21 protein-coding genes are annotated in these 25,468 nt (G+C 33.5%); 6 read left to right on the forward strand and 15 right to left on the reverse strand.

From position 1 onward, the window contains the following. Positions 1 to 4: 4 nt before the first annotated feature. Positions 5 to 7,885, reverse strand: a complete 7,881-nt coding sequence (locus Q1A01_RS04705) for a type I polyketide synthase (protein WP_299676746.1) — start codon at positions 7,883 to 7,885, stop codon at positions 5 to 7. Positions 7,886 to 7,972: 87 nt separating this feature from the next. Next, a complete protein-coding gene (locus tag Q1A01_RS04710) occupies positions 7,973 to 8,275 on the reverse strand; it encodes a hypothetical protein (RefSeq protein ID WP_299676749.1) in 303 nt (100 codons plus the stop codon). 292 nt (positions 8,276 to 8,567) lie between these two features. On the opposite strand from Q1A01_RS04710, the gene Q1A01_RS04715 reads away from it, so the two are divergent. Next, on the forward strand, positions 8,568 to 8,798 hold the full coding sequence (locus Q1A01_RS04715) for a YgjV family protein (protein WP_299676752.1): 231 nt from the start codon (positions 8,568 to 8,570) through the stop codon (positions 8,796 to 8,798). A gap of 389 nt (positions 8,799 to 9,187) precedes the next feature. Then, complete coding sequence (locus Q1A01_RS04720) at positions 9,188 to 9,412, forward strand: hypothetical protein (protein WP_089374008.1); 225 nt, start codon at positions 9,188 to 9,190, stop codon at positions 9,410 to 9,412. 187 nt (positions 9,413 to 9,599) lie between these two features. Here the strand turns inward: Q1A01_RS04720 and meaB are convergent, their stop codons facing one another. Continuing rightward, positions 9,600 to 10,619 carry a methylmalonyl Co-A mutase-associated GTPase MeaB gene (gene meaB / locus Q1A01_RS04725; RefSeq protein WP_299677371.1) on the reverse strand — a complete coding sequence of 340 codons (1,020 nt, stop codon included), beginning with the start codon at positions 10,617 to 10,619 and terminating at the stop codon, positions 9,600 to 9,602. A gap of 243 nt (positions 10,620 to 10,862) precedes the next feature. Between meaB and Q1A01_RS04730 the strand changes: the two genes are divergently transcribed. The 3 genes from Q1A01_RS04730 to Q1A01_RS04740 are packed head-to-tail and all read left to right on the forward strand — an operon-like array spanning position 10,863 to position 13,691. After that, positions 10,863 to 11,411 (forward strand): sigma-70 family RNA polymerase sigma factor, encoded by a 549-nt coding sequence (locus Q1A01_RS04730; RefSeq protein ID WP_299676772.1) that lies wholly within the window; start codon positions 10,863 to 10,865, stop codon positions 11,409 to 11,411. Beyond that, entirely contained in the window at positions 11,395 to 11,994 is a 600-nt protein-coding gene (locus Q1A01_RS04735) for a hypothetical protein (protein WP_299676775.1), read from the forward strand. The genes Q1A01_RS04730 and Q1A01_RS04735 overlap by 17 nt, the downstream gene beginning before the upstream one ends. Before the next feature lie 11 nt (positions 11,995 to 12,005). After that, positions 12,006 to 13,691, forward strand: coding sequence for a hypothetical protein (locus Q1A01_RS04740; RefSeq protein ID WP_299676778.1), 1,686 nt, complete (start codon positions 12,006 to 12,008; stop codon positions 13,689 to 13,691). Here Q1A01_RS04740 and Q1A01_RS04745 read toward each other — a convergent pair whose 3' ends face one another. Continuing rightward, the gene (locus Q1A01_RS04745) at positions 13,692 to 14,246 is read right to left on the reverse strand and encodes a hypothetical protein (protein ID WP_299676781.1); all 555 of its coding nucleotides are present in this window, start codon (positions 14,244 to 14,246) and stop codon (positions 13,692 to 13,694) included. Between the two features lie 83 nt (positions 14,247 to 14,329). Between Q1A01_RS04745 and Q1A01_RS04750 the strand changes: the two genes are divergently transcribed. Beyond that, a complete protein-coding gene (locus Q1A01_RS04750; RefSeq protein ID WP_299676784.1) occupies positions 14,330 to 15,001 on the forward strand; it encodes a peptidoglycan DD-metalloendopeptidase family protein in 672 nt (223 codons plus the stop codon). A 257-nt stretch (positions 15,002 to 15,258) separates the two neighbouring features. On the opposite strand, the gene Q1A01_RS04755 is transcribed toward Q1A01_RS04750, so the two are convergent. The 11 genes from Q1A01_RS04755 to kynU all read right to left on the reverse strand — a co-directional run bounded on the left by Q1A01_RS04755 (position 15,259) and on the right by kynU (position 25,327). Then, positions 15,259 to 16,140 (reverse strand): hypothetical protein, encoded by an 882-nt coding sequence (locus Q1A01_RS04755; RefSeq protein WP_299676787.1) that lies wholly within the window; start codon positions 16,138 to 16,140, stop codon positions 15,259 to 15,261. A gap of 162 nt (positions 16,141 to 16,302) precedes the next feature. Beyond that, the gene (locus Q1A01_RS04760; protein WP_299676790.1) at positions 16,303 to 16,794 is read right to left on the reverse strand and encodes a DUF3592 domain-containing protein; all 492 of its coding nucleotides are present in this window, start codon (positions 16,792 to 16,794) and stop codon (positions 16,303 to 16,305) included. A gap of 231 nt (positions 16,795 to 17,025) precedes the next feature. Continuing rightward, complete coding sequence (locus Q1A01_RS04765; protein ID WP_299676794.1) at positions 17,026 to 18,948, reverse strand: HEAT repeat domain-containing protein; 1,923 nt, start codon at positions 18,946 to 18,948, stop codon at positions 17,026 to 17,028. Positions 18,949 to 19,279: 331 nt separating this feature from the next. Then, positions 19,280 to 19,531: a biotin/lipoyl-binding protein gene (locus tag Q1A01_RS04770; RefSeq protein ID WP_299676797.1), complete on the reverse strand. Its 252-nt coding sequence runs from the start codon at positions 19,529 to 19,531 to the stop codon at positions 19,280 to 19,282. A gap of 17 nt (positions 19,532 to 19,548) precedes the next feature. Then, a complete protein-coding gene (locus Q1A01_RS04775; protein WP_299676800.1) occupies positions 19,549 to 20,379 on the reverse strand; it encodes a Cof-type HAD-IIB family hydrolase in 831 nt (276 codons plus the stop codon). A gap of 54 nt (positions 20,380 to 20,433) precedes the next feature. Continuing rightward, positions 20,434 to 20,916: a hypothetical protein gene (locus Q1A01_RS04780; protein WP_299676803.1), complete on the reverse strand. Its 483-nt coding sequence runs from the start codon at positions 20,914 to 20,916 to the stop codon at positions 20,434 to 20,436. A gap of 97 nt (positions 20,917 to 21,013) precedes the next feature. Continuing rightward, positions 21,014 to 21,310 carry an immunity 53 family protein gene (locus Q1A01_RS04785; protein WP_299676806.1) on the reverse strand — a complete coding sequence of 99 codons (297 nt, stop codon included), beginning with the start codon at positions 21,308 to 21,310 and terminating at the stop codon, positions 21,014 to 21,016. 166 nt (positions 21,311 to 21,476) lie between these two features. Further along, on the reverse strand, positions 21,477 to 21,899 hold the full coding sequence (locus Q1A01_RS04790) for a RidA family protein (protein ID WP_299676809.1): 423 nt from the start codon (positions 21,897 to 21,899) through the stop codon (positions 21,477 to 21,479). A gap of 2 nt (positions 21,900 to 21,901) precedes the next feature. Continuing rightward, positions 21,902 to 23,299 (reverse strand): NAD(P)/FAD-dependent oxidoreductase, encoded by a 1,398-nt coding sequence (locus Q1A01_RS04795; RefSeq protein ID WP_299676812.1) that lies wholly within the window; start codon positions 23,297 to 23,299, stop codon positions 21,902 to 21,904. 68 nt (positions 23,300 to 23,367) lie between these two features. Then, positions 23,368 to 23,991 carry an FMN-binding negative transcriptional regulator gene (locus Q1A01_RS04800; protein WP_299676815.1) on the reverse strand — a complete coding sequence of 208 codons (624 nt, stop codon included), beginning with the start codon at positions 23,989 to 23,991 and terminating at the stop codon, positions 23,368 to 23,370. A 55-nt stretch (positions 23,992 to 24,046) separates the two neighbouring features. Next, on the reverse strand, positions 24,047 to 25,327 hold the full coding sequence (gene kynU, locus Q1A01_RS04805) for a kynureninase (RefSeq protein WP_299676817.1): 1,281 nt from the start codon (positions 25,325 to 25,327) through the stop codon (positions 24,047 to 24,049). Positions 25,328 to 25,468: the final 141 nt, after the last annotated feature.

Genomic DNA, 25,468 nt, shown 5'->3' on the forward strand with positions numbered 1-25,468 from the left:
GTTGTTAGTTTAATGTTATTGTTGAAAATTCCTCATTGAACAACTCTTCTATAGGATGTGTTTTTCTATCATCCCAAGTTCCTTGTCCAAAGATGACTTCGACATCATATGGATTCGTATTATTTAACTCTTGGGCAAAATATGTAGCACCTTCATTAGGCTCTATTGGTATGATTCCTCGTTTTATAAACTGTTCATTTACTGTATTACTTGCCATACCAATTTGTGCCCAAGGTCCCCAATTGAATGATTTTACAATTGTTTCTGGATGTTCACTTTTTATTTTCCAAGCAAGTCTATTCAAGACTTCGTTTGCAGCGGCATAATCTGTCTGTCCTTTATTTCCAAAACGACCAGCAGTCGAACTGAAAAAAGCAATACATTTAAGAGTATCTAAGTGAAGCTTTTGATATAAAGTCATACTACTACTAACCTTAGTATTAAATACTTTGTCAAAAGAGGTTATTGCTTTGTCAGAGATAAATTTATCATCGATCATTCCTGCTCCGTGGATCACCATGTCTATACGATTATACTTGTTGTATAATCCATCTATTAATTGACCAAAAACGTGACTGTTAGAAACATCACATTGCTCATATGAAACAATGACTCCTTTTTTGCGTAAATAAGAAATGTTTTTAGTGATTTCTCTATCTCTGATAATATGTTTGATTTCACCCTCTATTTGAGCTGGTTTTATCTTAGTGCCAGTTGCTTTGTATTGAGTGATTAAATGAGTTCTTATTTGAGAAATTTCTAGACCAGTTGTCGCATCATTGCTAGAAAAATCTTCCCAAGGACCATTCCCTACTAAAATGAATCGAGCTCCTGGCACGGCATATTTTTTTGCCACTTCAGCGGTAATTCCTCGAGAGCCTCCCGTTACAAGAATTACCCAATCTGATTCAGGTATTAAAGGAGATTGAGATTGAGCAATAGGTAATGGGGTATGTGCTGCTTTAAAAATAAAACGTTTCCCTTCTTTGTACCCTACTTCAAAATGACTATTTGGAGATTGTATTTCTTTAAAAATGCAGAGTGCTGCTTGTGCTGGATGTATCTCTGTTTCAAAATCAATAGTTTTTGGGAGCATATGTTCCCACTCATATTCTAATGATTTTAAAAGACCTAGGTGACTTCCTCCAAGTGGAGAACTTTCTTTTAAACCTAAATCTCTACCGTATGATCCGCCAAAATTTGTTGCAGCAATAATAGATTTAGAACCTGTGATTGAAGTATTCTTGAGATCTTGATCACAGATTTTAATGAGATGGAATAATGTTTTACATATATATTCAGATGAGGTGACCCAATCTTCTTGAGATTGTTTTTTAGGGTCAACAATAGCTCCTAAATGAATGATTCCTTGTACGGGACCAAATAATGATCTGAGTTCTTCAATATGTATTTCCAAAGCTTTAGGATCTGAACAGATAGTAGAAGGAAGAATATCTGTAAATGCACCTACTTCTTCCAATTTACTAGCAACTCTTTCGGCGATATGAAATTGATCAGGAACAATAATGTATAAACCTGTAATGAGTTTTCTTCTAAAAGGAGGTAACTCTTGTTCAATGGCTTTCATTATATAACGAGGTGCGTCTTCTCTTATAAGCTTCTGAGTACTATTTCGCGCAAAGCGAACAGGTTCTGTTGATTTATCTTCTTTAGAAATATCAATTATATTCTTCTCGACTCCTAATGCTTCTATAGCCATTTGAATCCAATCAATAATTCGTTTATGACGAACTATTTTTTCTGCCTCTTTTTGAATTTTATCTTGCTGAACTTGGTTTAATGTTTTTAAAAAAGTATCAAATATTTCTATTCGTTTTATAGAATCGATACTTAATTCTGCTTCGATATCAAGTGTAGGATCAATCATTTCATCAGGATATCCTGTATGTTCTGAAATAATAGAAATAAGCTTTTGTTGTAATTCTTCTGAAGTAATCTGATTAGTAGCGTTAGATGTTGTAGAAATAACTTCAGTACTTGTAGTTGTTGTTATATCAAGTGTTTCTACAATCATCAATATCCAATCAATAATTCGTTTATGACGAACTATTTTTTCCGCTGCTTTTTGAATTTTATCTTGATATTGATGATCTAATGTTTTTATGAAAGTGTCAAATATTTCTATTCGTTTTATAGAATCGATACTTAATTCTGCTTCGATATCAAGTGTAGGATCGATCATCTCATCTGGATATCCAGTATGCTCAGAAATAATAGTAATTAATTGTTGTTGTAAGTATTCTTTTGAGATACTATTTGCAGTAGTTTGCGCCTGAACTTCTTTAGTTTCTTTTTCTTCTGAATGATCTTCTATTTGTTCATGCTTCTTGAATAGTGTAATCCAATCTTTTAGATATTTTGTTTGTACAATATCTTGACTATTTTGTTTTATAGCTTGTATTGCTTGGTCAGATAAAGTTCTGAGCATTTCATCAAATATCTCAACACGTTTAATAGAGTCAATCCCTAATTCTGCTTCGATATCTAAAGTAAGATCAAGCATATCTTCTGGATATCCTGTTTTTTGTGATATGATACTAAGAAGACGTGTTTCTATACTTTCTGTTTTTTGAACGGGAGTTTTTTTAATAGGTGCTGGAGTATCTTCGACAACTGTTGTTTTTGTATCTACCTTAGAAGAGATGTCAGTTGGAGTAGGGATAATAGAAGGTTGAACAGGAGTAATTGATTTTACAACTTGTGGTATTGACGTGTTAGGTGTATTTAAAAAAGATTGCATGACTGCTTCTTGTGTCTTTAAGAATTGTGTCATGGTATTTTGATAAGCTTCATATGCTTCCATTCTAGCATCATTTGTTTGCATAGGAACGTGTGTGTTTGTAACAACAGGAGATGTTTTCTGAGCTATTGGTGCAGGTGTCAAATCGGATTGTGTAACAACGGGTTGTTGCTTCCCTTTTTGAACATCTATATTTTCTAATGTTAATAATGGAGATTTTCGTTTTTCTAAAAATTTAGAATTTACTGGGATAGAACGGGTCCCATTTACAATCCAACTTGTTGTTTTTGGAGCTTTAGGAGCAGTATTCTTTAATGTTGATATAGATAGAAGGTCACAAGTTCTACCATTATATAAACTATCTGTATTATCTATATATCCTTGTATCCAAAGCGTTGCTATAAAGTTTAAAAAGCTATTAAAATCTTTACCGTGTTCTTCTACTGCATATGCTGTATGAGAAGTGTCTTTTAAAATGTCTTTAACGCACTTTGTAAGAATATTTTTAGGACCTAATTCAATGAAATTTTGAACGCCATCATCATACATCTGTTGTATTTGGTGTACAAATTCTACAGGTTTAAGAAGGTGATTCTGTAATTGTTCTTTTATTTGAACCGTATCTGTAGGATACGCTTGTGCCGTTGTATTATTATAAATTGATTTTTTAGGAGATATAAATGTTATTTCTTTTATCGCTTTCGCTAAAGGTGCTTGCGCTTTCTGCATCAATGAAGAATGGAATGCACCAGAAACAGGTAATATAAATGTTGTCTTCCCTATTGATTTAAAATGAGTTGCTACTTGTTGTACTTCTTTTTTTGATCCAGAAATAACAACTTGTTGTGTGTGATTGTGATTTGCAAGAACAACATCTTTAAAAGATTGTTTTTTTAGATAATTTTCTACAGAAGTACGAGTATCTAAAATAGCAGCCATTCCTCCAAGACCATTATCGCTTTGAGCCATTAATCGACCTCTAAGCTCCGATAGTTTGAAAAAATCTTCTTCAGAAATAACACCTGCTGCGCAGAGAGCAGTATATTCTCCGTAACTATGACCAGCTAAACAATCGTAGTGTAATCCAAATGAGGTAAATAAGTCAAAATAACTTTTACAAGACCACCCTATAGCAGGTTGTGCTATATGTGTATTGTTGATTGCTAGTTCTTGATTTTTTGATGTTTCTATATCATAACTAGCAGGAGGGTTGATTGTTTTAAATGGCAAGATTTCATACTTGTCACCAATAGCTTGGTGCATGAGTTCCGTAGTATTTCCGAATTGAGAGAAATAAACACTTAACTCTTGCCCCATATGTACATACTGAGCTCCTTGACCTGGAAAAAGAATCGCCGTTTTTCCTTGTACTTGCTGTTTTTTAAAAGATATATTGCAATGTTTAGGTAATGATTGATTTGCTGGTTTTTCTATATGCTTTATAGCTTTAAGTAAATTCTCTTTTAAAGAATTTAGAGAATCTGTTACAATAGTAAGTTTACAATTGTCTTTTTTAGAAAGACTATTTGTATAAGCAGTATAAGCAAGATCTTTTAATGATATATCTGTATGACTATCTAATACTATAGTCCAATCTGTCAATTGCTGCGTTAATTGATCTTTGTCAGTAGCGTTGAATATGAATAACTCTGATGGATGTTTTTCTGGACCGTATAGTGTATTAGGAGATACATATTCTTCTAATACAGCATGATAATTTGTACCTCCAAAACCAAAGGCTGATATACCTGCTCTCCTTGGATGATCTTTAGGTTTAGGCCAATAAGTAGCCTTTTGTTGAAGACTTAGAGGAGAGTCTTTATGATTGATGATATCTCTTGGGGTAGTTACTCCTCCTTGAGGTGGAATCACTTTATGATGTAATGCTAAAGCAGTTTTGACTGTACTTACTAAACCAGCTGTTATTTTGGTATGCCCTATAAGGTTTTTTATAGAGCCAATAGTAACTGATTTAGAAGGCGTATTACATTCTTTTAAAACCTCAGCAATGGATGTTAATTCAGCTTGATCTCCTACAGCAGTTCCTGTTCCATGTGCTTCATAATAATCTATAGTAGAAGTACTGAATCCAGCTTCTTCATAACTGCGTTGTAATGCTTTCTTTTGACCTGCAGGTCTAGGAGCTGTCATTCCCATAGCGCGTCCATCACTAGATCCTGCAACACCTTTTATGACAGAATAAATCGTATCTCCATCTCGTTCGGCATCTTCAAGTCTTTTTAATACAAGTACAGCTAGACCTTCACTAATGACAATACCATCTGCATCTTTATCAAAAGGAATACTTTTTCCTTTTTCAGATAATGCTTGTGTTTTACTAAAACTCATATAACCATGTGGAGTTTGTCCCATCTCAACACCTCCAACAATAGCAACATTGCTTCGATGACTTGTGAGTTCTCTGACTCCATTATTTAGAGCGACAATAGAAGATGCACAAGCCGCATCTACAGTGTAATTACTTCCTCCAAAATCAAATCGATTTGCCACTCGTCCAGCTACTACATTAGTAATAGTTCCTGGAAACGTTTCTTCTGTCCAAACGGGAAGCCTTTCATTTATATATTCACGCTCTGTGGCAGAAAATAAATGTGTTGTACTTCTGAGTACTAATTCATTTCCAAAAAGGCCAGCAGCATCTGCACCAGCAAAAATGACAGAGACATTATCTTTATCTAGTTCATCAGGAGTGTATCCAGCATCTGTAAGGCTGCTTTTTACAGCTTCTAAACTTAGTAGTTGAGCAACGCTAATGTTAGGAATTGACTTAGGAGGGATCCCATACTCTAATGGGTCAAACTCTATTTCATCAATAAACCCACCCCATTTAGAATACATTTTGTCAGGGTTGTTTTTATCTGGACTATAATATAGTCTCCAATCCCAACGATCTAGAGGTATTTCAGTAATGCTTTGCTTTTTAGCAATAATATGTTCAAAAAAAGAATCTAGTTCTTTTGAACCAGGAACATGAACACTCATTCCTACAATAGCAATATCTACTGGGGTTGATTTTTTTGAGATTTTCTTTTTTGAGATTTTCTTTTCTTTTATGAAATCAGCTCCAGCGGCAATATCTTCGTGTAATGCTTGAATAGATTGTACTTTATCTATAAACTTTGCAATATCTCCAGACATAAACATGCCTGTTTCCTTTTGTTGCTCTTCAGCTACATCTATAAAATTTCCATTTGCATCTCTTTGTACACCCTTAGAAGCAATTCTCAATCTTCCTAGAAGTAGTTCGTCAAGCTGCTCTCTTATCGTATCTGGATCTGTCTTTTTTTGTAATAATTCTTTTCGCTTTAAGTTAAATTCATCTGTAAAGTTGCTTTTCACACACCGATTAGAATGACCTACAGCACTATTGAGAAGTACAGAAGTAGTTTCTTTAACAACAATATTTTGAAAAGCAGGAGTGATTGCTTTTGTTGTAATCGCTTCCTTAGTTGCTAAATAAGCAGTACCCATTAATACACCTGACTGCATACCATGAATTGCTAATTCTGATGATAAAGCTGTAATAATTGCAGCAGAAAAACGATCGTGAATTCCTCCAGCAAACAAGATTTGTACTTTTGATTTTTCGTTATCTGGAATTTCTTTTTTGAGAATTTCTATAGCAGTTTCCCATAAAGGAAATGAATGAATAGGGCCTACATGACCACCACACTCTCTTCCTTCAAATACAAACTTTCGTACACCTTGGCGTATAAAGCTTTTTAATAACCCCCCAGAAGGAACATGTAAGTATGTTGGTATATTATGGCCTTCAAGTTCTTTTACTTGATTAGGTTGTCCTCCAGCGATTAAAGCAAAAGGAGGTTTATGTGTTAATACAGATTCTAACTGGCTTCGATATAAATTAGGTTCAATAAAGCCTAATAGTCCGACTCCCCAAGACTTATCTTGAAGTACTTCTTTTGTGTCTTTTAGAATTGTATTTAATATTTCTTTCTTCTTTAAAGCAACTGCTATAAATGGTAATCCTCCTTGAGCTGCAATAGCATTAGCAAATTCAGGAGTGTCACTTACTCGAGTCATAGGACCTTGAACAATAGGAAATGTGGTCCCATGTGTTTGGGCTAAAGGTGAATTCTTAGCTAGTATTGATTTATGAACACTGATAGATTGAGATATGCGCTGTATTTCTTTTTTAAAGTATTGAATGCATCTCCCTGTAGTTTTGCAAGTAGTTGCATAAATTTTTGCTAGTTCTATAGTCTGTCCTATAGGCCAGACAGTAGTTTTCGAATCGCCCCAACCTATATTTTTTTGAAGGACTTCATTCCATTTTTTTGGACTTACTTTATTGGTTGAAGTTTCAAGAGTTTCTATTTCTTTTAGAAGTGTTTTACTTCTAGGAACTAATGGATGAAAAACTCCACGATAAGGAGTAGAAAATGTTGCACCATAGATATGGGTATCTCTGGCTTCTATTTTTTCTAATATTTTCTTTGCTCCAGTATTAAGCGGAGATTCTTTTAATAATAATAATTGATCATCAAGAATAATACCTGATAATCCTAAAGAATAACAAGCTGAAGCAGTGTGTACTCCAATACCACCCCTTAGGTATTTAGGGATTTTAGTGTCAATTTGTATCGCTTTTTGTAATAGTAAGAAACTAGCAGTTTCTCCTGAAAAACCTCCAGCTTCTTGGCCAGAAAATATAATTCCTTGTTGATTCTTAGGTAAATTAGCTAGTATCTCTATCGAATCTTTTACATGTTTTAATTGATTAATCTCAATAAGAAATCTATGAGAATACGTTTTACAAGTAAGTGCTATTTTTTTAGTTATTGTTTTTTGATATTGACTAAGAATAATAGTGACATGAAAATCTTTAAAAATATCCGATAATTGAGGGATTAAGGAATAAGTTTCTTTTGAAACACGTATTCCTATGGGGGATTTTTTTTGTAAAAATGATGTTGAATTTTTACAAGTTTTTATAATTGAATCATAATGAGATACTGTACAATAGGCAATATCAAAAACACCTGTAGCACCTGACCTTGAAAGTGAAGTAACTTGATGGTTATCAAAAGTGCCACAAGGGGAATATGCTAAAATCTCAAAATTGTTCAATACTGAAGTCATCGTAATAATAGTTGTTTTAAGAGAATTATAAATGATAAATAAGACTGCAACGTGTAAACACGCTACAGCCTTGTAAGCATTTTACCTTTAAGAAAGGTGGTCAGCTACACCGTCAAGAAAATCAACTGCATCTGCAATTGGGATAATCTCAGTGCTACTTGACTTAAATAAAGGATTGCTACGTACCTTAACTGCTAATTCTTTAGTAGTGTCTGCGTTCATAACAACGGCAGAACCACCAGAGATAAAAGCATAAGCTCTCTCCACAGTTTTGTCTTTAATAACTTTTTTAAGGTTTTTGCTGTGGTCATTAACATTGTCCACAACATCGTAGGTTCCGGCTAAGCCGTGATCTTGACCATTCGGTCTGCTGATTACAAGAAACTTCATTTTTTTAAGTTTTTTGGTTAATATTTCTAACTAACGGTATTTCAAAATTAGAACCCTCTTCAGAGAGATTTACGCGTATTTTTACCGCAATAAAAAATGAGTGTAAATACTTGTTAGTTAAATAAATAAAAATTGTACCTTGATATGTTTTTTCTTCTTTAGAAGCTTGTGAATCAACATATTTACGCAACGATAGTATATAGTTATTTGAAAAGTCAACTCAGTTAAAACATGAATAATTTGTGATTTAATACTACCAGTATTCTTAGTTTTGTACCTATAAAAATGAAATATGGAATTTAACTCAGTAGAGGTTGTAGGATATTTAGCTAGTCTGTTTGTATTATTATCTTTTTTTAGAAAAGACATAAGACAACTTCGAATTATTAATTCGCTTGGATGTGCGTTTTTTGTTGCTTACGGGATTTTACTAACAAGCATTCCAATTATCATTACAAATGTGGCTATTTTATTGGTAAATGGATATTATCTTTTTGTGAAAAAACCTCAAGAAAACGTATAATTCTATCTTTTGAAAACCAATATTTTACTAGAATTTGAACCTTTTTTGTTTATGCTTTAGTGTAATTAGTATGTCTAATTATGTTCGTTGTTAAACAGAAAACTATAAAACACCCTATGATTTAAGGCTAAATAAGCCTTTTAAAAATGTAAAATGCTAAAATTAAATACCTATAGATAGCATAAAATAGCGTATTTTTAAAATCTTTTAGTTTGTAATAAAACATTGATTTATAGTGTTTTGTGGTGAATTAGAATCGCTACCTATAAAAGAGTGTATATAAACAAAATGTTAACATAAACATAATCAATACATCTTTTTTGTTTAATAAACTTTGTTTATTTACATTTACGAACTTTCAAACAACTATTGAATAAACAAACATAACTATGGATATTTTAACTGAAGCGGAAGCTTTTGAAAATTCCAAAATGAGTCATATGTCGACAAGTGATCGTGTGGTAGCTTCTAGAGAAGCAAAACGACTCATTTTAGCAATTAATGAAATTTATAAGGAAACAAAAGAACCGGAGCTGATGGATATGATGAAGAGGCTTACCGAAAAAAAACGTAAGATAGAAAAGCGTCTTAAAGGACGTCCAGATACTGCTTAATTAATACAATGGCTCGCAAATGCGGGCCATTTGTTTTTTAGTGAAAGCCTATTTGTGGAGTCTTTTAAGATTACATACAATAGGAAGTTGAACTCATCTAGCTGTAACACTTTGTTCTTTAGATTGATTCTTTTTTGCTTCTAAGAATTGTCTGAAGATTTATAAGAAATTTGTAATCTTCTGTTTGCTATTTTTTCTTTAGAGATAGTAATTTTCGTGCAGCAATAAATGGAGATATCTCATTTTTTGATAACTGTTCCAATAGTCTAGGTAGTTGTTCTTTTACCTGTGTATCTCTATAAAAATTTTCTTTTAAACTATTTTCAATGGTTTGCAATAACCAATAGGTATTTTGCTCGTGGCGTTTTGTAGTAAAATATCCGTTCTCTTGTGTAAGTGTTTTATAAGAAAGAATACCTTGCCAGATATCAGAAATTCCTTTATGCTCAATAGCACTACAAGTACTTACTGTGGGTGTCCAGTGACTATCCTTTGGAGGATATAAATGTAACGCTTTCGCGAAAGCGGTCTTAGCAAGCCTAGCAGATCTTTCATTTTTACCATCGGCTTTATTGATCACAATGGCATCTGCCATTTCTATAATTCCTCTTTTAATGCCCTGTAACTCATCACCAGCTCCAGCCAATTTTAAAAGTAAAAAGAAATCTACCATGGAGTGTACGATGGTTTCACTTTGACCTACCCCTACAGTTTCGATAATAATCGTATCAAAGCCAGCGGCCTCACACAGTATAATTGCCTCTCTCGTTTTGCGAGCAACACCTCCTAAAGAGTCACCAGAAGCAGAAGGCCTTATAAAAGCATTTTTATCCTGAGAGAGCTCGGCCATTCGGGTTTTATCTCCTAGAATACTTCCATGTGATAAAGAACTAGATGGATCTACGGCGAGTACAGCTACCTTTTTTCCTAAGTTTGTAAGATAGCTTCCAAAAGATTCAATAAAAGTACTTTTACCCACACCAGGCACTCCTGTAATTCCTATACGTATAGAAGAATTAGCATGCGCAAGGCATTTTTCTATAAGTGATTGTGCTAGTTCTTGATGTTTTAAGACGGTACTTTCTACTAAAGTGATTCCTCTAGATAAAGCTGTATGATTACCAGCAATAATATCTTTAGCCAGCATTTCTATATCAAGAAGCTGTTTTGTCCGTTGCTTTTTTCCTTTTGCAAAAGCAGGATTGATCCCTTTAATCACCTTTTTATGTCCTTTATTAGAATCCAAAAATTATTTCTTTGTAATTATTTTCTGCATGGAAACTCCTGTAAATACAGTAAATTTAGTGTAAAGTAAAGGTAGTACATTTGAAAAGATGAAACTTTTTTTATTTTTTTTGCAACATCATAAAATTCGTATCGTATTTAGATCGAATAGCAAATAAAAAGCACCTCATTTTAAAAGGTGTATACACTAACCAAAAACCATACTTTGCTTACAACTGATATCATAGAACAATGTAAACGCAACGATCGAAAAGCACAGTTGCAACTGTACAATAAATACTGTGATGGTATGTACCACGTGGCTTTCCGATTTTTAAAAAATGCGTTTGAAGCTGAAGAAGCGATGCATGAAGGGTTTATCAATGCCTTTGCAAAGTTACATCAGTTTACTGGAGAGGTTACTTTTGGCGCTTGGTTAAAACGTATTGTGATTAATAAAAGTCTCGATATGATTAAGGCCAAAAAAGCAACAATTATCCCTCTTAATGAAGAAGTGATAGGCAAAGTAGATGAAGATACCGAAGACTGGAATGTAGGAGATGAAGTCACGGTAGATCACGTAAAAAAAACTATTGCTGAGTTGCCTGAAAAATATCGTTATCCGCTTATGCTATTCCTTATTGAAGGATACGATCATCAGGAAATTTCAGAAATTTTAAATATAACATCTGTAGCTTCTCGTACCATGGTGCACCGCGGTAAGAAAAAGTTACAGGCACAATTAAAAAAAGAAAGCTATGGCACAGGATCTTAGAAAAATGCTAAAGCAAGCAGAAGATACCGAAGTAACGCAATTAAGAGAAGGACATCAATCTCGTTTTGAAGACCGTCTCGCACAAGCATTACCTCAACAAGAAGAGACTAGTGGTTCTAAAAGAAACATTTTCTTTTTTATGAAGATAGCCGCAATGCTTATCCTAGCTGCTGGTATTGTATGGAGTATTTCTAAGTACGCTTTCGCGAAAGCGGACCCAGGAAACTCAGTTGTATCAACAGAAGTAAAAGTAAAAAAAGAAAGAACCATACAGTTAAGTGAGATATCTCCTGACTTTAAAAAAGTAGAAGATTATTACCTAGCGAGTATCAATCTAGAATTAACGCGACTAGAAATTAATGATGAGAATAAAGAACTTATCGATTCTTTCATGAAGCAATTAAGCGAACTAGATGAAGAGTACCAACGATTAAATAAAGAGATTTCAGAAAGCGGAATCAGTGAAGAAATGGTAAATGCCATGATAGATAACTTAAGACTACGTGTAGAATTGTTATCAAAACTGAAACGCAAATTGGCCGAATTAAAAGCATCTCAACAAGATGCGATCCAAACGATCTAAAAAATATTAAAATGAACACAACAAAAATATATTGGTTTCTAATAGCAATCTGTATGATGCTATCAGGAAATGTGCTAGCACAAGCCAAAAAAGAAAAACTAAAAGAACGTTTTAACACTAATAAAGATGTTGAAATAGAAGTAGACACTCGTTATGCAGATGTGATTTTTGAAACATGGAACAAAAATGAGGTTTCTGTAGAAGCCTATGTAGAAGGAGAAGATGCAGATAGAGCGATAAGAGATTGGGATTTATCTGTGAGTGGGAATAGTGATCGTATCCGTGTAAGTAGTTCTAGCGGATATAGAGGAAATGATACTGTAATTCGTTTGGATGATTTAGATGACCTTGATCTAAAAATCGATTTAGAAGAACTGATTGGAGGGACACTTAGTATTGTAGAGCCTGTTCTAGAAGGTGTTGTCGGACCTGTTTTAGAAGGTCTTACAGGAACGCCGTTACCTGTAGAGTTTTATGAAGAACTAGGGAAAACAAAGTTTGATCATGAGGCATATCGTAAAGAAGGAAGAGCATACTTAAAGCGTTATGAGAAGGAAATGGAAGATAGCTTTGGTCCTGAGTTTGATAAAGCTATGGAGAAGTGGGAGAAAGAAAATGATTTTTCTGGAGACGGATTTTTAGGAGGTGCATTACGTAGTCTTAAAGATATTCCAAGATGGCCTTTTAGTGATGATGGAAATATGAATTTTAACGATAATGAATATCGTAAAGATAAGCAGGACTATGTAGATAAGCTAAATAGAAAGTACGATACGAATGTAAGAGTACGTGAGGTTGATGCTTGGTTAGAAGACATGGAAAAATGGGGAGATAACTTTGAAGTCGATATGGAAGAATGGGGAGAAGAGTTTGGAGAATCTTTAGAAAAAGTTTTTGAAAACTGGGGAGAAGAGTTCGGAAAAGACATGGAGAAATGGGGAGAAGATTTCGGAAAGAATATGGAAGAATGGGGAGAGAACTTTGGAAAAAAAATAGAGAAGTGGGTAGAAGATAATGAAGATGAGTGGGAGAAAAACCATAGAAATAAAAAGAATAATTTTCATTTTGACTATGATACGGATGATCGATCTAGTCGTAATGTAAAGCGTGTTATTATTATTAAGATGCCTAAAAAGGCAGAATTAGATCTTAATGTACGTTATGGTAAAGTAAAAATGGCGGCGGTATATAATCCAAAAGCTATGATATCACATGGTAGCCTTGCAGCTACAAACATTGATGGAGGAGATACCTCCATCAATGTTTCTTACAGTCCAGTTTCTATAGGGACATGGAATGGAGGTGAATTGGAAACAAGTCACGTAAAAGAATGTACCATTGGAAATGCAAAAGACATTGCACTGACTTCAAGTTCTAGTAATGTGGTTATTAATACGCTGTCAGGAGCAGGTTTGCTTACAGGATCTTTTGGTCAATTATCTATTTCTAATGTAGTGGATGATTTTGGCTCTTTGTCCATTATTTTAGAGAATAGTGACCTTGTTTTGAACTTGCCTGATAGTGCTTTTAACTTCAACTATAGTGGAGAACTAAATGAGTTTTTAGTACCAAGACAATTGGAAACGAAAACGGTAAAAAGTAATAAAACATCTATGGTAAACGGGTTTCATAAATCTCGTAATACATCCAATGTGATTACCATTACAGCAAAATATAGTGATGTTGTATTAAAATAATTATCGACCTACCCAGTTTATTAGAAATACCTCAACAACCGTTAGTAATCCCACAAACAGTATTACAAAACCATATCCTATCCAAATTCTTTTTTTAGTTCTAGAAACCTTCGAGGTTTCCAGTATCCTTTTTACAGCCGCTATGAGCTGTTTTTTGTTGTAATACAGAATGTAGCAACACATTAAAAAATATACAATAGCACTAAGCATTGCGCCATTTGAAATCTCAAAAAAGAAATCTACGACAATAATGTTTAGGAGTATTGGAATTAGAATTCCTACTCCTACAATTTTTGTTTTATTGAAGAGTAATAGACCACCTCCTACTATTTGTGAGAGTCCTATAAACCAAATATACCCTTCTGAATATCCAAAGAAGGTCCAAGCCAAATCAAAACTTCCAACCTCAGCAATAGGCGTTTTGGCAATTTCTTCAGGAATATGCCCCGTACGATGAAATTGACCTCCTACTATTTTTCCAATACCATAGATCCAAATTTTTGACCAAACATAGATACGGCACGTACGTTCTAAAATCCAAAGGTGTTGTTTCATGAGTATCTTTTTTAGTAAGACTGTTCTTTTGTGAATCTCGTTACAAGAGAATTCCTATTTTTGGTATCAAAATTCCATTTGCTATGACACTACCTGAGGTATCTACTTCTTTTATTCCTATCATTAATCCCGATTTTAAATACGCCGATTATACCCCATTAGATTTATCAAGTGGTAATAAGGCATTAGATGTAGCAGTGCTAAAAGACCCAGAAAGGCATCATTTAGAATTGCAAGAATTTCTGAAAGAAAAACAAGCGAAAGTGGCGTATGGAGGGTATTTGGAAAAACGTAAATTATATGATCGTTCTGACTATTTTCAAGCAGCACATCCAGATGATACCCGTAATATTCATTTAGGGATTGATTTATGGTGTGACGCAGGTACAGCTGTCATGACGCCGTTAGATGGAAAGATTCATAGCTTTCAAGAAAACACCAATTTTGGTGATTATGGTCCTACCATTATACTTAGTCATACGGTAGAGGGTTTTACATTCCATACACTTTATGGTCATTTAAGTAAAAGTTCGCTAGATGATTTAGAAGTGGGGAAAGACATAAAAGCAGGGGAACAAATCGCCACCTTAGGACGCCCATTTGAAAATGGAGATTATGCACCCCATTTACATTTTCAAATCATTATTGATATGCAAGGAAATCAAGGTGATTATCCAGGTGTATGCTCTAAAAACTCACTACCTTTTTATAAAGAGAATTGTCCCGATCCTAATATACTGTTGAATATTTACTAAATCAAATAACTGGGTTAGGGGGTGGTTGTTTAAAATAAAACGTATTTTTCGGAACGTTTTATTTTAAACTTTCCGTTCTTCATATGATAATCTTTTCAGTACGCTTTATTATAAACTTTCCGTTTTTTATGACGTAAAATATATTGGAGTTTTATAAACTGAATTGCCCTGGTCCTAACTTGTTACTGAAGATTTATTAATTTCAAAATAACTAGAAGTAAGCGAGTAGAAGCAATTACTTATAGCCATTATTTTGCTTAGTGTTTTTTGTTATTCATTTTCACATCGACTTTGACTTTTCCGTCTTTATCTTTAGTCGTAGTTCTTTTGGTATCAGGCTGTAAGTTACCTTTAAGAACTTCCTTCACATCCTTTTTAAGTTGCTCAAAGTCAATTTCTTCTTTGTAAGTATAAGAATATAATGTTCCGCTAACATCTTCTGTCGCTGTTTCAAGTCTCTTATCCATAACATAATCAAAATTTTCATTGTTGCCATGAAACATTAAAACGTGTAATCGGTAAAGTTGGTTTTTATCTGAACCATCTGAATTTGTATTGTATACATAATAGACTATTTTGGTAAAACTGCTTGAAAATCGGTCTTTTGGTAATTCAGCATACCATTCATAACCCCAAACATTTTTATCCTCAAATTTAAAAAAGTCATAATTGAAAAATTCATCAATTCCATCGGGAAGCATATCATTTCTTTTAGCCTCATACATTTTCTGTTTCCATTTTTTTCCTTCTTCGAAATTCCCTAATCCATAGTATGAAACAATTATATTTTTTATCATAAAATATTTTCTTTTAGCAAATTCCTCGTCAAATATTTCTATTCCTTTTTCAATTCCGTCAAGCGCCTCTTTTGCATATTTAAGAGATTCGTTAAAATTTTCTTGAAAACGATTTAGTTCCTGTAAATGAGTTGCAGTTCCCACTTTATACCAAAGAGCATATTCGTATAAAGTGTCATTTTTTGGAAGACTTTTTTCTAATTCCTTAAATTTCACAAAAGCAGAATCAATTTTGTTTGTTTGTAAAAGATTTTCTGCTTTTTGGTATTCGGTTAGATAATCGTTTTGACTAAATCCAATTAATGGAATTAATAGTGAAATTAGAATGTTTATTTTTCTCATAGATGTTCGTTTCGGCATTAAGCACAACGTCTCGTATAATTTTAGTTACGGTTTAAAGTACTAAAGATAGTAAAAGGTAAACGACAGTAGAAAACCCAAGGATTTTTCCAAGTAGACATGTGCCTTAGTAATTAAATTTATGCAATGTTGACCACAGTTATTTTAAAAAATAATTTGTATAATTTCTAAAAGACTTAAAGTTCCAACTGTCAAAAAAACTACTCCAACTAAAATAATTAAAATCAGACTGAAATAATTAAAATCCCGTTCAGTTTCGATAACAAATTTTTCAGGGTTCTTTTTGTCATATAATACAGAAACAGATTCATTAATTTTATTTTTATAAGTTTTAATTTTACTCAAATCAGTTGACGCATAATAATATGGTTTTTTCTTTATTTGATTCCCTTTTTTGGTTTTAAATTCAATCGTTGGTGTTTTATGTCCATCTTCATCAGATTCATAGGAAAGTATTTTTCCAATACTTTTAATTCCGTTTTTTTGAATATTAACTATAAAAATCCAAGATTTTATTCCGATTAAAGTAGTCAAAGAACCAAGAATTAAAAAACAAACTACAGGTTTGTAAAACATAAAAAAGACAAAGAGAATAAAAATTGGTATTGAGTATTCTTTTTTGTTTAATAATTCCATTTTTATTCTTGTCCTTAAAGTTTGTCTTTAATTGTAGCCTATGGGTTTGTATATGAAACGTAGCGTATAAATAAACGCTAACTTTTCGGATTTAACATGAGCCGAATTTTTTATTCTTTTCTTTTATAAATATAACCAAATAAAAAATTTAGCGTATTTTGTAAATAAGCAAAAACCTCTCGTAAAGTCTATAATAGCTATGTTTTATACACGTTGTTGTCAGTAGTTTTTTTAGTTAAGGATTGATTTACAACTCTCAATTGCTGTTTTTAATTTCCTCTTTTCATAATCCGTTTTTGCATATTCAAATTCAGATAGCTTTTGTAAAAAAATCAAATCCTCTTTGTCGGGATTAGTTGAGATATACTTTAGAAATTCTGTCATTAGTCCATCTTTAAATTCTAAAGGTTCGCTGCCTCCTAAATTTTGAACCATATAACCTGTTGTAAGTCTTATATTCTCTTTGTTATACCCCTGTTCAATTAATTTATCTCGAACAGAATTAAAAGTCGGCTCAATTTCTTTCCATTTGTCTTTGTTAGAGTTTATTATTACATTCAACGAATAGTTAATAATTGCATCAGTTTTTGAGTCGATTTGTAACAAAAAATCAATTCTTTCTATATCTGAATCTTTTTCCACTGATGAGATTTTTTTTCTAAATTCGTTCTCAGCCTTTTGTTTCTTATCAAAAAGAAGGTTGTCTTTCCTGAATTTTGAATTAAAACCATAATATTCAAACATTGCATCATAGATAAGTGATTTTACCTCTATCATTTTTAATTGATTGAATGATGAAATGTATTCTTGAAGCCAGTCTTTTTTATTGTCAATACTTTCACCTCTTTTCATTTTCATAACTTTCTTAAAATCTGAGACGAGAAATTCTCTGACTTCTCGATTGTCAAAATTAGAAAGTCCGCAGCACCAAGAAATTGTAAACTCCTTACTAGGGTGAATAGTTCTGTCGTGATTTGAGATATATGACATTAATGATGGAATACATTCTGTTAAATTATTTTCGGTTATTAAATCACATATTTCATAAATTAAGTCATTTGTTCCCTTTTCCAAGTGACTATTTAAGTAAGGTATATATTCTTTAGTTCCCAAATTATTGAGAACATTGAATGTTGTCATAAACAAGTATTCATTTTCCGTGTTCAGTAATGGCAATAATTTTGGAATTGCTGGTTTGTATTTTAAGTCTCCCAAAGTTTTGATAATTTCAATTTTTCCTCCGTCCACACTATTTTGAACAGGATTCATTAAGTTTTGAGGATAAATACCATCTTCTCCAGCTTTTGAAAGTTTTGATAGTAATATTGGCCCGATAAAGTTAGAACCTTCGGTTGATAGTTGTCTAACAGCTTCTCCTTGTACAACACCATTTTCGTTATCTAGTAATTTAACCAATAAATCCCTTGACGAATTACTTTTTACATTTCCCAATAGTTTTGCTAAAGCATAAAGCGAATTATCTACATTAGTTTTATAGATGTCTTCATAAATAGAATTGTATTTTTTGTATGATGTTAGATATAACATCATCAAAATTTGTGATGTTTTATCATTAGATAAATTGTTGTTAAGTTTGGATAATAAATAATTATGAAAGTTCTTTCTGTTACTGTTAAATGAATTTAGAAACTGGTCAAATTCTTTAAGTGAATAGAATTTTTGGTTATCATAAAATGTAGTTTGAGTCAAGTCATATTGTACTTTTTTTGACTTAACTTTTAAGTCTCCTGCTGTTGGTGTCCAAACATAGTAAGCATTATTGTTTTTTAAAGCGTTGACATAAGTTATAAGTTCTTTGTCTTTTTTTATTTGTTCTTCCCAATATTCAAGATTTCTTTTTGAAGGCTTATTCTTATTTAAAAAAACAATGAATTTGTCTCCAATTTTCATTTTGTCAATTGGTCCATAACGATTACTGAAACCTGAAATCCATATCAAATCCGAACTAATTTTTCCTTTGTAGATTTTTATAATTTTTGCTTGTGCTCTGAAATCACCATCACTAACATACTCTACTAAGGCAATGGCATCTGATTCGGCAATCATTTTTTTCCAACTTGGGTCAGTCCATTGGTCTGCTTTAACTGTCAGATGACAAAATGTTAGAAGTATTATTAATGTTAGGTCTTTCATTTTTTTGGTTTTCTCAAAACTATTTCAATTCTTTTAATTGGAAAAATAGAAATGAGTTAACTGGTCATTCGAATAAGTGAAAAATCTTGGAATACGATGTTTCTCAACATTACTGGCAATATTAGTATAAAACTAATTTACAATATTTTATGTGATAACCTGCTTTTTTATAGCTATGATCAAAAGGTTCTTGATGTCAAAATCATAACCACATAATGACGGGTTATCTAAAAGGTTTAAATACGTAAAGATTGTAATAAGAAACAGTCTATGTTCTATACGTGAAGCGATCTATATTCTTTTATCTCATAAGAGAAACGCCTAAATAGCTTTAGCGACTCTGAATTATCCACATCATATCATTCTTATATAACGTTTGATTTTCTTCAACGAATAATTCCGTTACGATTCCGTCAGCATCTGCAGTTAGTTTCATTTCATAATCTCCACTCGATAAGATCGCTAGTAATTCTCCTTTTTTTACTTTTTGATTTAATTTGATGTGTAGTCTATCGACAATAGAAGAATCTTTAGCATTCATTCCTCCGGGACATTTACAGGTGATATTATCTGGATTACTCATTTTAGTGGATGATTACGTTAAAGATGTACAAACTCCTCAATAGCTTTGGCGACAGCATCCTCTTTATTTTTAAATGCACTGGTGTAATTTGCAATTGCTTTGAGCTTATCGGTAGCATTAGCCACAGCAACTCCAAAACCAGCATGTTTGAGTAATTCTTCGTCATTATGATTATCGCCAAAAGCAATCACCTTATCCATTCCAAAATCAAAGCTATGCTCTAATAAGATTTGAAGTGCTTTTGCTTTGTCTATATATTTTGGGGTAATTTCCAAATAGGTGTCTTTAGAGCGATATAAGTGCACTTCTTTGTCATGACGATCTGCGAGATACGAAACAATGCTATCTATTTCAGAAGCATCTCCCATGCACATTAATTTATGGGGTGCTCGTTGGTTTGTTTTTAAGAACGTATAACTTTCAGATCCTTCTTGGTAAGTAGGCGTGACTCTAGTGTTATTTATTTCGCGTAAGCTCCAGAAATCTTCTTGATCTGTAAACCAATCATCATCAGCATAAATACTTAAGTTGTACGTGTGCTTTTTATGATGTGTAAGAAGATCTTCTAGGACAATTAAAGGCATGGTGTTACTTTCTATACAAATACCATTTTCGCCTAAAATAAGCCCTCCATTATAGGCAATCAAAGGAGCATTTTGAATGCCTAAACCTTTTTGTAAATAATGCATGGCACTTGGCATACGAGAGGAAGCTAGTACAACTGGGAAATTCGCTCCTGCCTTATCGGTAGGCAGGTTCCCGAAAGCAGACACTGTAGCATCACTCAAATATCGATCTGCATTGAGTAAGGTTCCATCTATGTCGGTACAAATAAGAGTATAGTTCATTACACTTTATATGTTTTAAAAAGTAGAGACAAAACTAATGAAAGAATAATGCTTTTACTCATTAAGATGTATTTCAATAAGTGTATCTAAATTTTCGTAATCTTTTATACTTGTTCCATGCGGGAATTCAAGAATAACAGGTTTCTTTTTATGAGTATTCTTTTGGATGATTTCCATTCTGAAGTCTTCTTTTTTAGCAGGATCCCATCCGTTTTTAATTCCTTTACTAAGTAAAATGGAAATCAATTTTGGTGTTATCTGAATAATTTGTTCAGGCCCCATAAACCCATCAACTATTAATGTGTGACAGGCAATGTACATCTTAGAAATAGGGTTTGTAGCAGATTGTATTACAATATGTATACTAGCGTCTTTTACACTTCCAAGGCCATAATGCTTGGCATATCGCATAAATGTATTGTCTAATTCATTTTTCTGTACTCTCCAGTTTGCTTTACTTTTTAACTTAGAGATTTTATAGAGAAAATGATTTCCGTCAACTTCTATTTTTCGAGTTCCTTTTTTCGATAATGCCATATCAAATGGTTTATAGTAATTATACGCTAAGGTCTAAATAACGTATCATCTATGTCGGTACAAATGAGGTGATACATTTTGATGTTTAGGAGTTATATTAATGTTCAATTTTCTGAATCATCTCTTTAAATAAACCTAGTAGAAATGTTAGTTTGTCGGGATCACCCGAAGCATTAAATTTTTGGTTTTCAATTTTAACTCCATACCAATTTTGTGCATTCGTTTCGTTAAGTATCCATGGGACATGAATATTAGCTATGGAAGTATTGGAAATATCAATTTCAACATCCCATCCAGGATTATCTATGGTGGTGATTTGGATGCCATCACTATGTTCCCATTCGCCATCGCAATGATCCTTAAACCAATTTTGAATCCATTCTAAAACTTCCATTTGTGATTTATTTTAAATATCGATTTGAATTGAGTAGTGTATCATTTATACCTGTACAAATGAGATGATGCATATTGAAATAAATTTTAAGAGTTGATATGTATAGGATTGTATGAGATTTAAAATCTACACCTAAACGAAACTTCGTACTTCGTATTTTGTATTTCTAATTTTCAATAGGCTTATATGCCATCACCTTGATTTCAACCACCAAATGCGGGTGTGGTAATTGATGTACCGCTACGGTAGTACGTGCAGGCCCCGTTTCTTTACTAAAATACTCGGCATACACTTGATTATATCCTGCAAAATCATTCATATTTACCAAAAAGGAAGTCACATCTACGACATCTGCCATCGTTGCTCCTTCGGTAGCCAAGTAATCTTTAATGTTTTCTAGGACAGCACGTGTTTGCTCTTTAATATCCAAATGCATAGTACCCATGTCGTCTATTTTGTTGACACCAGCAAATGTATTGTCTGGAAGTCGACTACTCGTTCCTGAAATAAATAAAAAATCACCAGCACGTTTTACATGTGGATATGCCCCTCGCGGACTCGCTTTGCCTTCTACTAAATTACTACTCATGGTTATAAATTTTCGACAATGGCATCATCATGCAGTATGTCATTTGTTTCTTGTTGGATTTTTTCTAGTTTCGCTTTAAGCGAAAGATCATCAGAAAGGGCCCCTTCACTGAGTAAGCTTAGTATCGCTTTGTCTTGAGCTCTTCCTCGTAACATGGCTTCTCTGTAACCTATATTCTCATTGAATGTTACTAAACTATACTTTGAGTAATACTCATTAGGATACTCCTTTTCAAAAGCCGTTTCTAATTTCCGTTTTTCTTGAAATAATGGATTTGCTGTATGCTCTTTCATTTCATGGAAATTATCTACAGCAAGGTCAGCAATCGCATCAGTATCTTTTTTACGTGCCTTTTCGTATTCTTTAAACACGGTTTCCCAATCTCCTTGGTATTTTTCAAGAACGGCATCAAAAACAACCACATCTTCAAAACTAGCATTCATACCTTGCCCATAAAAAGGAACAATCGCATGTGCTGCATCTCCAAGGATACATGTCTTTCCAAAGGAATGCCAAGGGCTACATTTAATAGTTCCTAACGGTCCCGTTGGGTTTTCTTGAAACTCTTGGATTAAGTTAGGCATCATCGCTACCGCATCGGGAAATTGTCGCGTGAAATATTCTGTAATGGCTTCTGGCGAATTTAGAGAGGCAAAACTATCAGGCGCATCATCATAATCTAGGAATAACGTTACTGTGAAGCTTCCATCTAAATTAGGAAGTGCAATAATCATATCACGACCACGCGGCCAAATATGAAGGGCATTTTTTTCAGTACGATACCCTCCACCTTCAGTAGGCGGAATCGAAAGCTCTTTATACCCATGACCTAAATATTCCTGAGAAAAACTAAATAAGAATTTCTTGCTTAGATACATACTCTTGCGAAGTGATGATCCAGCACCATCGGTACCTAAAACAATATCTCCAGAGAATGTTTGGATGTCTCCTGTCGTATACTCTTTAAAAGTAGCTGTAGCATTTTCAAGATCTACCTCTTTACATCCTAAATTAAAATGAATGGTCAGATCATCAAATTTGTCTGCTTCATTTAATAACATCAAATTAAGATCACTACGAGATATAGAATTGATATATTCATCTGTACGACCACTATACGGACTAAAAAAGGTATTTCCTTTAGGATCGTGAATCATACGTCCATTCATAGGAATGCATAAGGTACGAACGGCATCTTCAAGACCTACCAATTTGATTCCTTTCATCCCTCTATCAGAAAACGCAAGATTGATAGAACGTCCTGCATCTTGATGCACCTCTCTTGGATCTGGGCGTTTTTCTACAATAGTAACTTTATAGCCTCTTTGTACCATGCGTAATCCTAATAACGATCCGCAAAGACCTGCCCCAATAATTAATATGTGTTCTTTTTGTTTCATATCGTCATTCCCGTCCTTCGACTATCGCTCAGGATAAACTCCGGTAGGAATCTTTTTAAATTAACAATTTATTTCTTTGTACTCCTCAATTGATCCATCTCTTTAGCTATTGCCTTACTTCCTGAATCGCCAGTTTTGTGTAATTGATCTACAACTGCTGTATGGTTTTTATCATCTCTATTTTGAGATAATTTATAGGTGGCTTCTATAGAAGAAATAGCAATTTCAAAACCTATGATGCCATTCATCTGTTTCAATGTTTTTTCAGACAGTGCTTCCATACGAACAGGTTGTTCTTGACTGTCTTCGTATTTGTGCATTAAGGTTTTTACAGAATTCCATAAGCCTTCTTTGTCTAATACTGTAAAAGTACCTCGTATGTGAACAGCAATATAATTCCACGTAGGAACTTCTTCAAAATCATACCAGCTACTAGAAACATAACTATGTGGACCATTAAAAATACAAAGCGCATCAGCACCATTTTCTATATGCTTGCACTGGTCATTAGCTTTGGAAATGTGTGCATGAAGAATCTCTGTGCCATCTTCTTTTTGTGCATATTCTAAAGGAATATGCGTAGCTAAAGAAACACCCTCTTTATTGGTAACCAAAATTCCAAAACTGTTTTCTTTTAAGAAAGCTCTGATTTGTTCTGGATTCTCGTTTTTATAAATTTCTGGTATATACATTCTAATGCCTACGTAGGCGGAGTTTTCTTTTGATCCCCGCGAAGGGATCTATTTATTATTCTAAAACCATTTTTAATCGTTGTACAAGTTCGTACACATCTTCATAGTTAGTGTATAAAGGTGCTGGCGCCACACGAATCACATCGGGCTCTCGCCAGTCTGAAATCACTCCTGCTTTCGTTAATTGATCATGCAAACTACGATCAGCATTTTTTACTTGAATAGAAAGTTGGCAACCACGTTGCTCAGGATCTCTAGGTGTGATTACTGAGATACGATCATGATTAAGATCGTCTAATAAAAATTCTAAGTATCCTGTAAGATGAATAGATTTGGCTCGTATGTTTTTCATTCCCGCTTCCGCGAAAATATCTAAAGAGGCTTTTACTGCTGCCATAGACAAAATAGGAGGGTTGGATAATTGCCATCCTTCCGCTGAAGGAATAGGGTCAAAGCCATGTCGCATGTTAAAACGCGTATCTTTATTATGGCCCCACCATCCCGAAAAACGGTTTAGTTCTGTATTCCTATGATGACGCTCATGTACAAAGCAACCTCCTAAACTTCCAGGGCCACTATTTAAATATTTATACGAACACCATACTGCAAAATCAGGTCCATTTTCATGTAAATTGGGCATGATATTACCTACACCATGTGCTAAGTCAAAACCTACTTTACTTCCATTGTTATGTCCTAATTCTGTGATTTTTTTAATCGGATAGCATTGTCCAGAATAGTAATTTGTATTTCCTATTAAGAAGAGTGCAATACTGTCCCCATGTTCTTTTACAATCGCCTCTAAATCTTCATAACGACATAATTCTTCTCCTTCTCTCGGTTGCCATAAAATAAGACTCTCAGAAGGGTCAAATCCATGATGTTTGATTTGACTTTCTACCGCATATCTATCAGAAGGAAAGGCATCACTTTCAATAATGATTTTGTGACGTGTAGCAGTAGGTCTATAGAAAGAGACCATCATGAGGTGTAAATTTGTAGTGAGTGTATTCATAATGACCACTTCACTTGGAAGGGCTCCTACAATGTCTGCCATTTGCTTTGCTAAAAATTCATGATAGGGCATCCAAGGGTTTTCTGCTTCAAAGTGTCCTTCTACGCCAAGATTTGCCCAGTCATTGAGTTCTTGTTCTAAATAAGTCGCTACCGATTTTGGCTGGCATCCTAAGCTATTTCCACACATATATACAAGTGGATTGTCATCTTTGTCTATAGGAAGATAAAAACGATCTCTAAAATGAGCAAGTGGATCTTGAGTGTCTTGTTCTTTCGCGAAAGCGAGTGTATTTTGATAGGTAGTTTTTGATATGGTCATTAGATACTATTAATGATCTATAAAAATACGCATTATACATCGATGTGAAAAGGAATTTATACCACTTCTGCTTTAAATTTTTTCAAAATAAAATAATAGGTTTTTGTGATAGATGAGGCATAAAAATCAAGCATAGCCTTT

This window comes from uncultured Dokdonia sp. (assembly GCF_947492815.1).
In the GTDB taxonomy this organism is placed as follows: domain Bacteria; phylum Bacteroidota; class Bacteroidia; order Flavobacteriales; family Flavobacteriaceae; genus Dokdonia.